Source organism: Bacillus sp. FSL M7-0558 (assembly GCF_038003245.1).
GTDB classification, from domain to species: Bacteria; Bacillota; Bacilli; order Bacillales; family Bacillaceae; genus Bacillus; species Bacillus pumilus.
This window is the reverse complement of sequence record NZ_JBBOOU010000001.1, coordinates 3,246,090-3,261,061: the sequence shown is the minus strand read 5'-3', so window position 1 is coordinate 3,261,061 and position 14,972 is coordinate 3,246,090. Positions and strand designations below refer to the sequence as shown.

Genomic DNA, 14,972 nt, shown 5'->3' with positions numbered 1-14,972 from the left:
CATTGCGTGCTCTTTTTTGTCGAAAAAAGGTGTAAAAGGTTAGGTGTCATGCCGAAACTATAGAAGAAAGGAGGGGAAAGGTCATGAAGTGGAAAGGAATAGTGATTGGTGGGTGCGCGCTCGTAGGGCTCATGTTCATGAATCAATCAGAAGCAGTTGCTCAAACAGCGTCTCCCTTGCAGCGAGCGGAAAAGCTGATTGGAACACCTTATCATAAAGGAGGAACCGATCCAAAAACGGGCTTTGACGCATCAGGGTTTACGCAATATGTGTACAAGACATCAGGCGCTTTTGATTTGCCGCGGAAGGTAATCGATCAGTATCAGATTGGAAAAAAGGTATCATGGGACAAAGCCCAGCCAGGTGACCTTGTATATTTTCGAAGCCTTGAAGAAACAAAGGATATCCCGACACATGTGGCATTGTACGCTGGTAACAATCAGGTCATCCACATCACGCTTAGTCAAGGTGTGGTGAAAACAGATGTCAGCAAAAGCAAATATTGGACTGATCGATTATATGCGGTTAAACGACTGCCCGGTACACAAGAAATTTCTGATGACCCTCTTGTGAAAGATGCGATGACCTATTTAGGTATTCCTTACGTATTTGGAGGAGCAGATCCAAAGACTGGATTCGATTGCTCAGGATTTTTACAGTATTTATTTGAAAAATCACTTGGGATTTATTTACCTCGAAGTGCTGAACAGCAGTGGGTCGTTGGAGAAAAAGTGGCATTAGGCGATATTCGCCCTGGGGATTTTGTCTTTTTTAGCAACACATATAAGCCCGGAATTTCTCATGTAGGTATGTATATTGGAGGCGACCGCTTTATTCATGCGAGCCGTTCGGAAAGTGTGACGATTTCTTATTTGTCTGAGTCGTATTGGCGCGAAAAATGGACAGGTGCGAAACGATTAACGGAGCTGAAATTAGCAAAAGAAGACCCGATTGTCTCAAAAGCTGCTACGTATATTGGTGAAGTTCCTTATGTTAAAGGTGGGACGAATCCAAAGCAAGGCTTTGACACAGCAGGGTTCACACAGTATGTGTATCGTGAAGTGCTTGGTATTGAGCTGCCTCGTTATGCGTCAGGTCAAGTCAAGGCAGGTACGCCTGTGAAACGGTCGGAGCTGAAGCCGGGAGATCTCGTTTTCTTTAGTGGAACGTCATTGATGCCGGCGATTTATGCAGGGTCAAATCAAGTCATTCATGTGACCGTCTCAAATGGTGTCGTGCTTACGAATATGAAAACAAGTACGTACTGGAAGGATAAGTATGAGACGGCTGTTAGAATCAAAAATAAAGAAAAAGCCCGATCCACGCTCGTATCGGACTTTTAGACTTCTCTTTAGGCGCTGATCAGACAAGCGTCTTTTTTTCGTGGAATTGATTTTGTAAAAGGAGATCAATAAAGTAAGCAACACCGTCTTCATGATTGCCTTTTGTAATGTAGGTGCTCTTGTCTTTAATGACATCAACGGCATTCCCCATTGCAATGCGGTGGCCTGCTTCCTCAAACATGGATAGATCGTTGGGGCTGTCGCCAATCGCATAAATATGTGAGCGGTCTACGCCGTAATGAGCTGCGAGCTTTTTAAGAGCATGTCCTTTTCCAGACTGTTTTGGAAGAACCTCAATGATATGTTTTCCAGAAGAGGTCAATGAAAGCTCAGGCATTTCCGTGAGAAGATCTCGAGCTTCCTGTAGTTTGTTCATATCAAACGAGAAGCAGAGTAATTTATAGGTCGCTTCATTCGACCCAAAAATCTGACGAATATCATCCACTGGTTTGATGCCGAATTGTTTGAATTGAGTCATTGCCCCTTCCCATAAATCAGCTATATCTTCATTTGGATTCGCGCTTTTGATCACATCAAATTCTGCTTTCAGCTTCTCTTTTCCATCAAAAGGAGAGAGGAGCGCATCGTCCGTGTAAACCTCAAAGTAAATGTTTCGTTCTACTAATGCCTGAGCCGCTCGTTTTCCTGCTTCTTGGTCAAGTGTGATACGGCTGAAAAGTTCGTAACCTTCTGTATGAACGGTTCCGCCGTTTGCTGCAATAATAGGGATGTCCAAATCGCCAAGCAGTTCCTTCACGTCAAAAGTCGCCCGCCCTGTACAGATGGTGACAATATATCCCGCTTCCTTCGCGCGGATCAATGCCTCCCTGTTTTGAGCAGATATTTCACTTTTTGTATTTAAAAGTGTACCGTCTAAATCAATCGCAATCATTTTTTTCATCGCTGTCAAATCCTCCTTCATGCATGCAATAGCCTCTTCAAAGTATGTACGATTTCGTTCATTCTCATGAGCAATACGATGCTTGTCCTCTCTATCAAGGCTAAACAAAAATGATCGAATGATCAAGGAAATAAGCCAAAGGGGAAAAATCTGCATCATCGTCAGCAAGTAAAAAAGCGCCCCTTAGGGACGCTTTCTGTTTATGATAATTCAAGCTGCTTCTTCAATTCAGTCTTCACTTCGTTTAGCTGGTTTTGATCCAATTGGTAATAATAAACTCCGTTTGGCTGGTAATCAGAGCCTTTCAGCTGAATGGTATCAACCGATTTCAATGACGTCAGAAGCGGGAAAAGCCCGACTAGCTCTTTCATTGAAAGGTTGGTCGCGACATTATCACCAAGTGTATCAATGATATTGTCATATGACGGAATAGATGTTAACGATTTTGATTTATCAAAAATGGCTTTTAATACTTCCATTTGACGCTGCCCGCGCATTAAATCACTATCTGCTTTTCTTGTTCTCACATATGCAAGAGCTTGATCACCGTCTAGCGTATGAGTTCCTGTTTGAAGCTGTACCTTGCCCTTTGTATCTTTTAGAACCTGTTTGACCACATATTCATCCTTGACGTTAATAGAGACCCCGTTTAGTTCATTGACGATCTCTTTAAATGCTTTGAAATTACTTTGGATCACAAAATCAACCGGAATATCTAGTAAATCTTCGACTGTACTTAAGGTTAAATCTGCACCGCCAAATGCGTGTGCATGTGTAATTTTGTCATAGCCATGCCCTGGAATATTCACGTATGAGTCCCTTGGAATGCTTAATAATTTTACGGTTTTATTTGTACGATTGACGGTTGCTAAGACCATCGCATCGCTTCGTGCTTGTTTCACTGTTTCGCCCGGTCTGCTGTCAATACCAAGCAGCAAGACAGAAAAGCTGTCTTTCCCAGGATCGAATGCTTCAATCCGTTTGACAGATTGTGCGCCGCGATCTAAAGATACTTGTGCTTTTTTTGCAGCGCTTGTCACTTTATAGTAGGCATAGCCTGTGACAGAAGCGGTTGTCAGTAAAAGGATACCGACTATAAATAGAGTGACTTTCACCCATGGTTTTAAACGCTTTTTTCCTTTGCGTTTGCTTCTTGATTGATCCATATATTTTAAACCCTCGCTATGATTTTTATAGTAAAGATGTCCTTCTTTTTGCTTACAAACTAAAACAAATATACCTTAAAACGGGATATAGTGCGACGTTTTTTTCACTAACGCTTAATTGACGTTTCCTTATCGTAAAAAGTTTCAATGATACGCAAATGAAATATATTTGTCATAAAACATCGAAATGTTTGAAGTGACAGAAAGTGAGGAAAATGATTTTTCATAGAGAAACATCCAGTACATACAGAACAAAAGAGGGGTTATGAACATGAAAAATCGGAATGGATGGCTTTATTTTTTCGGCGCACTTGGCGGCGCCTTATATGGCTATGATACAGGTGTCATTTCTGGCGCCATCTTATTTATGAAAGAGGATTTAGGGTTAAACGCATTTACAGAGGGACTTGTTGTCAGCTCGATTTTAATCGGAGCGATGCTCGGTTCCTCTTTATCTGGAAAGCTGACAGATCAATTTGGGCGGAAAAAAGCCATCATCGCCGCAGCGATTTTATTTATTATCGGCGGATTTGGTACAGCCCTTGCTCCGAATACGGAAGTGATGGTCTTATTCCGAATTGTGCTAGGACTTGCTGTCGGGTGCTCGACCACGATTGTTCCATTATATTTATCTGAACTTGCTCCAAAGGAATCGAGAGGTGCACTGTCCTCATTAAACCAGCTCATGATCACATTTGGTATTCTTCTCGCCTATATTGTGAATTACTCTTTAGCGGATGCAGAGGCATGGCGCCTGATGCTTGGAATTGCGGTCGTGCCTTCTGTGTTTTTATTATGTGGGATTATGTTTATGCCAGAAAGCCCCCGCTGGCTGTTTGTCCATGGTCAGGCAGACCGTGCGAAAGAGATATTATCTAAACTCAGAAAAAGTAAGCAAGAAGTGGAAGAAGAAATTTCAGACATTCAACAGGCGGAAAGTGAAGAAAAAGGCGGTTTTAAGGAATTATTTGAGCCATGGGTACGCCCGGCATTAATCGCTGGTGTCGGTCTTGCCTTTCTGCAGCAGTTTATCGGTACCAATACGATTATTTACTATGCACCAAAAACATTCACAAGCGTTGGTTTTGGTAATTCAGCGGCCATTTTAGGAACCGTCGGAATTGGGGCAGTGAATGTTGTCATGACGTTTGTGGCGATTAAAATCATTGACCGTGTAGGGCGTAAAGCGTTGCTCTTATTTGGGAATGCTGGCATGGTCCTTAGTTTAATAGTCCTGTCAGTGGTCAATCGATTTTTCGAGGGGTCAACAGTTGCAGGATGGACGACTATTATTTGTTTAGGGCTCTTTATCGTCATCTTTGCTGTCAGCTGGGGTCCTGTCGTTTGGGTTATGCTTCCTGAGCTGTTTCCGGTACATGTCCGAGGAATCGGTACAGGCGTCTCTACCTTCCTTCTTCATACAGGGAATTTAATCATCTCGCTTACATTCCCAACTTTACTAAGCGCGATGGGTATCAGTAACCTTTTCCTTATTTACGCGGTCATCGGCGTAGGCGCCTTCTTGTTTGTGAAATATATGGTGACTGAAACGAAAGGGAAAAGTCTTGAAGAAATTGAAGAAGATTTAAAAAAGAGGAACCGTTCCGTTACAGGTGACGAAGGAAAAACGGTGTGAACAATGACCGGCTGCCCGCATGCAGCTGGTTTTTCTTTGTTAAACAAACGTTTAATCAAGAAAGGACAATCTCTCATCTTCTGAACGTGCTGCATATGACATACATATGGAATAGGCGGGCGAAAGGTGGAAATGAGATGAAAGGGAAAACGAGCATTGTCATCCTGACATACAATGAACTGCATTTAACGAAAAAATGTATCGACAGCATCAAGCAGCATACCCGAAGTGACCAATATGAACTCATCATCGTTGATAATGCGTCAACCGACGGGACGAAGGAATATGTGAGAGAGCTGAAAGATGTGATTTTCATAGAAAATGCAGAAAATCGAGGCTTTGCAAAGGGCTGTAATCAAGGAGCAAAAAAAGCGACTGGGGATAGCATTCTCTTTTTAAATAACGACACGATCGTCACGGAAAACTGGCTTTCTCCATTAAAAGAGGCGTTATTTGCATCAGAACGTATCGGGATGGTAGGGCCAGTCTCCAATTATGTGAGCGGTCCTCAAATGGTCGAGCCAACGTATACAGATGTAAAGGAGCTACCAGCATTTGCTAAGAATTATACGGCTGTAAAAAAAGGTCAGAGAACTTATGTACATCGGCTTGTGGGGTTTTGTCTGCTTGTGAAAAGAGAGCTTATTGAAGAGGTGGGTTTATTTGATGAGCGGTTCGTGTATGGATCTTTTGAGGATGACGACCTTTGTTTGAGATCCTTGCTGAAGGGATATCAGCTTCAAATCGTTCACGATTCATTTGTGCATCATCACGGTCATGCAACCTTTCGAGCGAATCAAGAAACGAACATCTCTACATTGTTTGCAGAGAACAGGCTTCGGTTTTTAGATAAATGGGGCATTGATCTTAATTTGATGACCCCTCATCCGTACTTTGTGGCTCTGCTGCCTGAAGATGCTGTTTGTGTACTGGATGCGGGATGCGGCGCAGGAGCAACAGGGCTTGAACTAATGAATCGGCAGTCTGTTGACATGTACGGAGTAGAGGCTGATCCATTAAAAGCAGCCATCGCAAAGGCATATTACAAAGAAGTCATCGAGGCAAAAGCGGATGAGTACCCATGGTTAGAGAAAGAGGCTTTTTTTGATGCGGTCATTTTTTCGGATGTTTTAGAGCATGTGTCAGATCCTTGGCACATCATTGAACAAGCGCACGCATCTTTAAAGCCAGGCGGTGTGATCATTTGCTGCCTGCCCAATATGATGCATGCAGAGGTGCTTCTCCCGTTAATGACAGGGGATTTTACGTATCAAGATGTAGGAATTTTAGACCGAGGTCACCTGAGGTTCTTCACACCAAACACAATGCGTGCGCTTTTCCCAGATCATTTGTTTGAACGGGCGATTGAGCAGAGGATCAATGTTCCGATTGATCAAAACGTCCAATTGTTTTTTGACGAGGTGGCAAGAGTAGGAGCGTCACTTGGCTTTCAAACAAAAGCGTTGACTGATCAAGTGACCTTGTATCAGCTTCTCATCGTCGTGCGTAAAAAAGGCGGCTCCCCTTCGGGATAACCGCCTTTTTGCTTTACCATTTAAAGCTTTTTGTTGCACCTTCTGCACCAAAGTTCAAGATGCTGACTTTGACATCGTAATCAATAGCTGCTTCTTGGAAGAGCCTATCCCACTCGGTACCATGCTGATCCCAATAGTCAGGATATTTCATACGGAACTGCTGGTTAAAAAATATGGGATCAACGCCCACTTCTTTTTGCACATGATGGACCGCTTTTTGAATGCGTTCTTTAATTTTATGAGCAAAGATCCGCTCATATCGTTTGATGTACTGCTCATCGAATGAGTTTTCAGGAGGATTTTGATCCTCAGACAATTTTCCATTTGTTTGTATGTTAATTTTAAAGGAAACCTTTCCATCTTTCAGATAGGGCTCGACCTTCGTTTTTGCTTTTTTAATTTCATACGTTATCGGATAACCTTTGTAGGTGGCAGGTACAACGCCGCCTGAGATACGGTCCATCACCCAGTTTAAAGATTGGACATCATTTGCTGGGATAAAATCGATCAACTTTCGCGTTTTCCCATGTATGATACCTGCCCCATCATAAATAAGTTCACTGTCGATCACATCTACACTTTGCACAAGGAAGCTAACGCCCATCTGAAAGTAATCAGACGCCCGGCCAATACGTGTTGGCGGTACGATCTTTCCGTTAAAGCTTCGATTTTTAGATGTTTCGAAGATATGCTCAACTGGGACCTTTTGCTGTGATTTCAATTTTTGGTTGACGACTTTTGACGCATCTCCTCGTGTCACAAGGAGATAGCTGCTGCGCCGAACCTCATCATCTCGAATAAAATGATTGAGTGTTCCTTGAATATCGTGATGCTCCGCCTGAGTTTTACCAAACAAAAAGATTTTCAAGTGATCACTATAGATCGGCGGGTCCTTCAAGGCGACATTACTGACAGCCTCCAGCACATTTTTTCCCTTCGAGACAACATTCACATAGCTGGGAGAATCGGCTTCTTGTGTTCCGCCTGTTTTCGGTACAAGGTTTTGGTAGGTCAGCTTAACGCCATCCTCGTCTTCCTCATCAATACCAACACCGCGTACAAACGATAGTTTTTCAATATCCTTTAAATCCCAGCATCCTGCTGATAGAAGAAAAAGGCAGCAGGAAAAAAAGAATAACAGTACACGCCTTCCTCTCATGCAGAACGACCTCCCCATTTTTTGCGTATCATCAGCAGAACAGCTGTAATAAAAGGAATGGCTAAAACCGCGAACAATGCGTAGCCGAGTAAAGTAGAGTAGTAAAAGACTTCATTGATATTTTTCGGAAATAAAGAGAGGGCAGAGGTAATCAAAAACAGCAGCCAAAGCAGTCTCGTTACATTGGTCGTCTTAAATACTGTGTGGCATCCTTTAATGGCAAATTGGAAAAAGCCAAGCATGCAAATAAACTGCTGGCACGTCCAGATCGTCAGTAAAAAAATATCAAATCTTTCAATGAAGACCCCTTCAAGTTCTAGTGCTTGAATGAGTGAGACAGTGGGCCAGGTGAGGGATTTTGTTTCTCCCACTGTCATGGAGCCAATCACAATAAAAAGTGTGAGCGAGTACACGAGGGTTGTAATTCCAACTCCAATGGCAGCGGCCCATTTCGCCTTCGACCATTTGTCTTTATAAATGAGTGGTACAACAAACAAAATGACCTCAAAGCCTGTAAATTGAATAAATGTTTGAGAGAACAAATTACTGAAATCTTTAAACCCGTGCGCCATGACAGGACGTAAATAATCAAAATCAAATATTTTCAGACAAAACAGCATGAGCCCAATGTAAATGATCAAGGCGATGGGATAAATGTACGTGACCATTTTGACGACTGGAAAGATACCACTTTTCAAATGATAGATCGCCACGAGAAGAAAAATCATCACAATCACTGCCATGGGAGTCGATTCCAGCAGGAAAAATTGGACAACTTCCCCGAGTACACGCGCTTCAAAACCGACAATGCCTAGTAAATAGGCAATCAGCATTAAATTAAAGAACGTGCCAATGATGGCACCGGCTCCTTTTCTATTTGACTCAAAAATAGTATCCGGCGCATTTTTTTCAGCAATCCATCCTAACAAAAAAGCAACGAAAGCAAAGATGACTCCCTGTATTAATACAATGATCCAGCCATCAGGGAATCCTGAATTGGCAGAACTGCGAGGAATGGTTAAAATTCCAGCGCCTATCATTGTAGAGCTGCACAGAATGGTGACTTGTAACAATGATAGCTTCTCAGCTCTGTACATCGTTTAATCTCCTTGTCTTTTGAGATTTTTTATTTTTGCTGTTTTCGGTCTCGATTTAAATAGCCCAATTGGTAAACGTACGTACGTATCCTTTAAATCTGAAAACGGTGAAGACAAAACAGGTGTGAAATAGTCAAAACCAAAGGTCTTTAATTGCATCAGGTGACAAAGCACAAATAAATAACACATGATTAAGCCATATAACCCAAACATCGCTGAACTGAAAATAGCCATAAACCGCAAGATGCGTAGTGGGAAACTAAAGTCATAGGATGGTGCCGTAAAGTCAGCAAGTGCAGTCAGCGACACAATAATCACCATTAAGGCACTGACGATATTGGCTTGGACAGCCGCCTGACCAATGATGACGCCGCCAATGAGCCCAATTGTCTGCCCGATGGCTCTAGGAAGCCGAAGTCCAGCTTCCCGCAGCAGCTCTATCGTAAAAGACATAAGAATCGCCTCAACAACAGGAGGGAACGGAACATTCTGCCGGCTGCCTGCGATGGTGAGTGCCATCCGTGTGGGTAATAAGCCTGGATGATAAGAGACAAGTGCAATGTAAAGCCCAGGTAAAAAAATCGTGAGCAGCACGGCGATATAACGGAGTAAACGTAAAAGAGTCGCGCTAGTCCATCTCTGATAATAATCTTCAGGTGATTGCATCAAGGCTGTAAAGGTCATCGGTAAAATGAGCGCAAAAGGAGTGCCATCGAGTAAAATTGACACTTTTCCTTCAAGCACAGATGCAATCACTCGGTCAGGACGTTCTGTATTTTGAATCTGCGGAAAAATGGAGATGTGGCTGTCCTCAATTAGCTGTTCAATATAGCCGGTTTCAGGGATGTCATCCATTTTGATTTCGGTCATACGTGATAAAACATCTTCTACTAATTTAGGGTCAACAATATCACGAACGTACACAAGGGCTGCGGACTTCTTATTGCGAGTACCTACATTTACCTTTTGAATGACAAGGTTTGGGTCGTTTGCCCGCTCACGGATCAAAGCCGTGTTTTTTTCAAGATTTTCAATAAAACCGATCCGAGGCCCTCTTACAAGGACTTCCGATTGTGGCTCTTCTACTTCTCTAAATTGAAAAAGGTTCGTTTGGAGCGCAAGTGCTTGAGTCGCGCCATCTACAAATAAAATAGCCCTGCCGTTATATAACTGCTCGATGGCAAGGTTCATATCCTCCAGCACGTCATTTTGGATGCCAAAGAACGTTTTAGACAGGGCTGGAAGCGTACTAGAATCAACCTCGGTGATAGCCAGTTCCTTTTGCATGGGTGAAATGATTTGTTTGGAAATCATCTCAAATTCTGTGAGTCCTTCAACGTACATGAGACATGCAGAGATAGCAGAAGGGCCAAATGAAAATGAGTGGAACACGATATCATCACTTTTCCCAGCAAAGCTTTTGACGCGCTTGATGACGGACGCTATATCTTGTTCAATACGACTTTTCATAATACCTCACCCTCATGTCATGTTTTTTATAGAGTGACTCGGATGGTGGAGAATTATGCAAATAGAAAAAAGAGAATCCCTGCAAATAGGAATTCTCTCGTCTGTTTATCTCGCAAGCCAGCCGCCATCAACCGCTAAAATATGACCGTTCATATAATCGGAGGCTGGTGAGCTAAGGAAAACAGCCGCACCGGCTAGATCCTCAGGCTTTCCCCAGCGCCCGGCAGGGATTCGTTTGAGAATCTCTTCATTTCGATTCTCATCGTCCCGAATGGCTTGCGTGTTATTGGTCGAAATGTAACCAGGAGCGATCGCATTCACTTGTATATGCTGGTTCGCCCATTCGTTTGCAAAAGCCTTCGTCAGCCCTGCGACTGCGTGTTTACTTGCTGTATAAGCGGGGACAAAGACGCCGCCTTGAAACGATAGAAGGGAGGCGATATTGACGATTTTCCCTTGCCCATTTTTCAGCATCTGCCGCCCAACCCTTTGGGTGAGGAAAAAGAGACTATTGATATTCACATCCATGACCGTATGCCAATCTTCCTCTGAATAATGAGCGGCCTGCTCTCTTTTAATGGTGCCAGCATTATTGATTAAAATATCGATCGTATGCTTTTGTAACATGGCATCGACAGCCTGCTTTGCAGTTTGAGGGTCGGAAAAGTCAACCTGAACCGCATGAAACGAGCGGCCCGCCTGTTCGACTAGCGCTTTCGTTTCCTCAAGCGGTGTGTGGTGGTATGTGCCAATAATATCTGCGCCTGACCTGGCAAGCGCCACAGCAATGCCCTGCCCAATGCCGGTTCCAGGGCCTGTCACAAGGGCTGTTTTGCCTTCAAGAGAAAAGAGGGACGCTACATAGGATGCTGTCGTCATCACATTACCTCAGCTGGTCCATTGGGACAAAGTCCATATCTTTAAACGTATAGTTCTCGCCCGCCATCGCCCAAATAAATGAATAATTCGCTGTACCCGAGCCTGAATGAATAGACCAGGCAGGAGAAATGACCGCTTCCTCATTGGCCACAACGAGGTGTCTTGTTTCAGATGGCTCCCCCATAAAATGAAAGACACGAGCATCTTCTTCGATATCAAGATATAAGTACACTTCCATACGCCGATCATGAATATGAGCGGGCATCGTATTCCACGTGTTATTGGTTTCCAGCTGAGTGATTCCCATCATGAGCTGACAGCTTTGGATGCCGTTTGCGTGGATGACTTGATACAGGTTTCGTACGTTTGAAGCAGACGCTTCCCCTAAGTGATTCGGTGTTAATTCAGCGATGGCTGCTTTTTGCGTAGGGTACGCTTGATGAGCCGTGGCGGATACAAGATAGAACTTGGCTCCCTCGCCGGATGAACTAGCAAACTGTACATCTTCGTGTCCAAGCCCAATATATAAGAAATCTTTGTGCTCCAGTACAAAGGCTTCACCATCGACAGTGACTGTTCCTTGACCGCCGACATTTACAATGCCGATTTCTCGTCTTTCAAGGAAATATTCCGTACGTAGAAAGTCGCCGGCATCTAATTTGAGCGGCTCTGCAGATGGCATGACTCCGCCAATCACCACGCGGTCCTCATGTGAATAGTAGAGCTTTAATTCACCGCTGACGAATAGTGTAGGAATATGAAAATGACGACGAAGTTCCTCTGTTGTAAAACGTTTGACCTGCTCAGGATGTACAGCATAACGATTTTCCATTTGAAATAAGCCTCCCTTTCCATCTGAAACAAAGTATGGGTATTTTATTTGGTATCGGTTTCAAGGAAAATTTTAGAGGAAAAAGAGCATGCCGTCAACCGTTATTTTGAAATCGCTTTCTTTTTGTTTATTTAAATGGTTTTTTGCCATCTCCAAGCAAAAAAATCTTCTGGAATTCAAGAAATTATGATATGCTCTTTTTAAGTTATTTGAAATCGGTTTCGAAACAAATGAGAAGACATTGATTGTGGGAGTTTTTTGAATGAAAGAGAAAAAGCAAACGAAAGTGACCATCAACGAAGTGGCCGCTTATGCAGGTGTTTCAAAATCAACTGTATCCAGATATATCAATGGCAGAACAAATGAAATTTCTACTGAAAAGGTCAAAAAAATTAAAAAAGCCATTGAGGAACTGCATTATCGTCCGAGTCAGCTCGCACAAGGTTTGAAAGTAAGAAAAAGCAAGGTCATTGGGTTCATTGTAGCCGACATTACGAACCCATTCTCTGTAGCGACACTTCGCGGAGTCGAAGAAATTTGTGATGAATATGGATACAGCATCATGGTATGCAACACAGATAACCGACCAGAAAAAGAACGAGAAATGCTCCTCAAGCTGAATGCACATTATATTGAAGGGCTCATCATCAATACGACAGGTCAGAACAATGACATTCTGCAGGATTTGAAGGAAAACGGTGTGCCGATTGTCCTTGTTGACCGGAAATTACCTGAACTAAAAGTCGACACAGTGACAACGAATAACCGTGATATCACCATCCAGTTGCTTCAACAAATGTATGAGAAAGGCTATGAGCACATCGCCTTCTTTACTGAACCGGTCGATGGAATCAGTCCTCGTGAAGAACGAAAAGAAGCATATGAACAGACAGCCATGAGTAAATATAAGAAGCCGCTCATTGCAGAAATTGATTTGAAACAAAAGGAACAACTGCGAGAAGAGCTTGTCCATTTTGTACAATCAAGCCAGCAAAAAAAAGCGATTTTAGCAGCCAATGGATTACTTATGCTAAAGCTGATCAGTGAGCTTGTAGAACTCGGGTTAAAGATTCCAGAAGATATAGGCATCGCAGGCTTTGATGATACAGAATGGTATAAGCTGATTGGGCCTGGAATCACAACGGTTGCCCAGCCATCTCATGAAATGGGGAAAGCCGCCATGCAAAAAATCAAGACTCGGCTTGAAGGGGATGAAAGTGCGCCCCAAACCATTCAGCTTGATGGAGAAATCATCGTAAGAAAATCCTTATAAACAGACAGAGAAGAGTATACATACGTGCATGCTCTCTCTTTTTCAACTGATTTGAAACCGGTACCAAGAAAGGGGAGAAATGAGTGAAAGCATTGGATTCGGTCACATTTGGGGAATCAATGGCGATGTTTTACGCAAAAGAAGCCGGAGAGCTTCATCAAGTGCATACATTTCAAAAGGCGCTTGCTGGTGCCGAAAGTAACGTGGCAGTCGGTTTGGCGAGGCTAGGTTTTGATGTGGGATGGATGAGCAAAGTCGGAGCAGATTCACTTGGCACATTTATTTTAGAAGAGCTTCAAAAAGAAGGAGTCGATACAAGTGCAGTGATCCGTTCAAATGATGGGTCTCAAACAGGGATTTTACTTAAATCCAAAGTGATGGATGGAGATCCTGACGTCACGTATTATCGCAAAGGCTCTGCTGCGAGCACAATGAGTCCTAGCGACTTTCCCGCGAATTATTTCAAACAGGCAGGACATCTCCATATGACAGGTATTCCACCTGCATTATCCAATGAAATGAGAGCGTTTTCTTTTCATGCTCTTCAGAAGATGAAAGAAGCAGGCAAAACCATTTCATTTGATCCAAACCTTCGGCTGCAGCTATGGGAAGAGGAGGAAGATATGATCCATACAGTGAATCAGATCGCTTTTCAAGTAGATTGGTTTTTTCCGGGGCTTGCAGAAGGGCAAAGGCTCACAGGCTATCACGAGCCGGAAGAGATTGCCGATGTTTATTTGCAAAAAGGCGTCAAGCTTGTGGTCATTAAGCTCGGTGCAGAAGGTGCCTTTTATAAAAGTGCAGCCAGTCAGGGGATTGTGAGCGGCTTTTATGTGCCAAATGTCGTGGATACAGTCGGTGCCGGTGATGGGTTTGCCGTGGGGGTTATCAGCGGTTTACTGGACGGTTTATCATATGAAAAATCTGTGACAAGAGCCAATGCTGTAGGGGCTCTTGCGGTGATGTCTCCAGGCGATAAGGACGGCCTGCCTACTCGGGAAGAGCTTCAGGCCTTTATGAAAGACGCCAAACGATATCAGAGACGGGAATATATGAAGGGGGACGAAGGATATGGGAAAGTCAGCAAGTTTGAGCGTTAAAGAACATCTCGCGGCTTGTAAGCTGATCGCAGTGGTGAGAGCGGGGAGCGAAGCAGAAGGCATTAAGATCATAGAGCGTTTAAAGAAAAAGGGCGTTCGTGCCATTGAAGTGACGTATACCACGCCCAATGCGGAACGCATCATCGCATCCTTTCAGCATGAGCAAGATCTGATTGTTGGAGCGGGCACAATCACCACCCTTCAGCAGGCGCAATCAGCCATTGACGCAGGCTCGCAATTTATTGTCAGTCCAGGATATCTTCCTGTCATTGGAGAGCATCTCTCATTTCACGACACACTCTATGTACCAGGTGTCCTCACCCCAAGTGAAATCATGCAGGCAAAAGCAGCTGGATACTGCTTGCTCAAGCTTTTTCCAAGCGGCTCCTTCGGTTTATCCTATATGAAAAACTTACAAGGCCCATTTCCAGACATTGAATTTATTCCAACGGGTGGGATTCATCCAGCTGATGTGCCAAAATGGCTGAAAGCAGGCGCAGTGGCTGTAGGGGTCGGAAGTCAGCTGGAAAGCAGTACAGCAGAAGAATTACAAGCGGTTCTTTCTTCATAAATAGGCGCTA

The 14,972-nt window shown here is 43.5% G+C and carries 13 protein-coding genes; 6 read left to right on the top strand and 7 right to left on the bottom strand.

Going from position 1 to position 14,972, the window contains the following annotated elements:
• Nucleotides 1-83 precede the first annotated feature (83 nt).
• Entirely contained in the window at nucleotides 84-1,343 is a 1,260-nt protein-coding gene (locus MHB79_RS16560) for a C40 family peptidase (RefSeq protein ID WP_340990266.1), read from the top strand.
• A gap of 19 nt (nucleotides 1,344-1,362) precedes the next feature.
• Here the strand turns inward: MHB79_RS16560 and MHB79_RS16555 are convergent, their stop codons facing one another.
• The gene (locus MHB79_RS16555) at nucleotides 1,363-2,244 is read right to left on the bottom strand and encodes a Cof-type HAD-IIB family hydrolase (RefSeq protein WP_340990265.1); all 882 of its coding nucleotides are present in this window, start codon (nucleotides 2,242-2,244) and stop codon (nucleotides 1,363-1,365) included.
• 200 nt (nucleotides 2,245-2,444) lie between these two features.
• Nucleotides 2,445-3,410 (bottom strand): LCP family protein, encoded by a 966-nt coding sequence (locus tag MHB79_RS16550; protein WP_003212964.1) that lies wholly within the window; start codon nucleotides 3,408-3,410, stop codon nucleotides 2,445-2,447.
• A gap of 271 nt (nucleotides 3,411-3,681) precedes the next feature.
• Between MHB79_RS16550 and MHB79_RS16545 the strand changes: the two genes are divergently transcribed.
• Both MHB79_RS16545 and MHB79_RS16540 read left to right on the top strand, forming a co-directional pair.
• The gene (locus tag MHB79_RS16545) at nucleotides 3,682-5,046 is read left to right on the top strand and encodes a sugar porter family MFS transporter (protein WP_340990263.1); all 1,365 of its coding nucleotides are present in this window, start codon (nucleotides 3,682-3,684) and stop codon (nucleotides 5,044-5,046) included.
• Between the two features lie 137 nt (nucleotides 5,047-5,183).
• Nucleotides 5,184-6,581, top strand: a complete 1,398-nt coding sequence (locus MHB79_RS16540) for a bifunctional glycosyltransferase family 2 protein/class I SAM-dependent methyltransferase (RefSeq protein WP_340990261.1) — start codon at nucleotides 5,184-5,186, stop codon at nucleotides 6,579-6,581.
• Nucleotides 6,582-6,594: 13 nt separating this feature from the next.
• On the opposite strand, the gene MHB79_RS16535 is transcribed toward MHB79_RS16540, so the two are convergent.
• The 5 genes from MHB79_RS16535 to kduI all read right to left on the bottom strand — a co-directional run bounded on the left by MHB79_RS16535 (nucleotide 6,595) and on the right by kduI (nucleotide 12,018).
• Nucleotides 6,595-7,740, bottom strand: coding sequence for a Ger(x)C family spore germination protein (locus tag MHB79_RS16535; protein WP_340990259.1), 1,146 nt, complete (start codon nucleotides 7,738-7,740; stop codon nucleotides 6,595-6,597).
• The gene (locus tag MHB79_RS16530; RefSeq protein ID WP_050944387.1) at nucleotides 7,737-8,837 is read right to left on the bottom strand and encodes a GerAB/ArcD/ProY family transporter; all 1,101 of its coding nucleotides are present in this window, start codon (nucleotides 8,835-8,837) and stop codon (nucleotides 7,737-7,739) included. Before MHB79_RS16530 ends, MHB79_RS16535 begins: the two co-directional genes overlap by 4 nt.
• Nucleotides 8,838-8,840: 3 nt before the next feature.
• Nucleotides 8,841-10,307: a spore germination protein gene (locus MHB79_RS16525; RefSeq protein ID WP_212045609.1), complete on the bottom strand. Its 1,467-nt coding sequence runs from the start codon at nucleotides 10,305-10,307 to the stop codon at nucleotides 8,841-8,843.
• Nucleotides 10,308-10,412: 105 nt separating this feature from the next.
• On the bottom strand, nucleotides 10,413-11,186 hold the full coding sequence (kduD, locus tag MHB79_RS16520) for a 2-dehydro-3-deoxy-D-gluconate 5-dehydrogenase KduD (protein ID WP_137054315.1): 774 nt from the start codon (nucleotides 11,184-11,186) through the stop codon (nucleotides 10,413-10,415).
• Between the two features lie 4 nt (nucleotides 11,187-11,190).
• Complete coding sequence (kduI, locus tag MHB79_RS16515) at nucleotides 11,191-12,018, bottom strand: 5-dehydro-4-deoxy-D-glucuronate isomerase (protein ID WP_003212793.1); 828 nt, start codon at nucleotides 12,016-12,018, stop codon at nucleotides 11,191-11,193.
• A 262-nt stretch (nucleotides 12,019-12,280) separates the two neighbouring features.
• Between kduI and MHB79_RS16510 the strand changes: the two genes are divergently transcribed.
• The 3 genes from MHB79_RS16510 to MHB79_RS16500 all read left to right on the top strand — a co-directional run bounded on the left by MHB79_RS16510 (nucleotide 12,281) and on the right by MHB79_RS16500 (nucleotide 14,962).
• A complete protein-coding gene (locus tag MHB79_RS16510; RefSeq protein WP_050944382.1) occupies nucleotides 12,281-13,291 on the top strand; it encodes a LacI family DNA-binding transcriptional regulator in 1,011 nt (336 codons plus the stop codon).
• A gap of 83 nt (nucleotides 13,292-13,374) precedes the next feature.
• Nucleotides 13,375-14,391: a sugar kinase gene (locus tag MHB79_RS16505; RefSeq protein WP_340990257.1), complete on the top strand. Its 1,017-nt coding sequence runs from the start codon at nucleotides 13,375-13,377 to the stop codon at nucleotides 14,389-14,391.
• Nucleotides 14,363-14,962: a bifunctional 4-hydroxy-2-oxoglutarate aldolase/2-dehydro-3-deoxy-phosphogluconate aldolase gene (locus tag MHB79_RS16500; protein WP_340990255.1), complete on the top strand. Its 600-nt coding sequence runs from the start codon at nucleotides 14,363-14,365 to the stop codon at nucleotides 14,960-14,962. Before MHB79_RS16505 ends, MHB79_RS16500 begins: the two co-directional genes overlap by 29 nt.
• The last annotated feature ends 10 nt before the right edge of the window (nucleotides 14,963-14,972 follow it).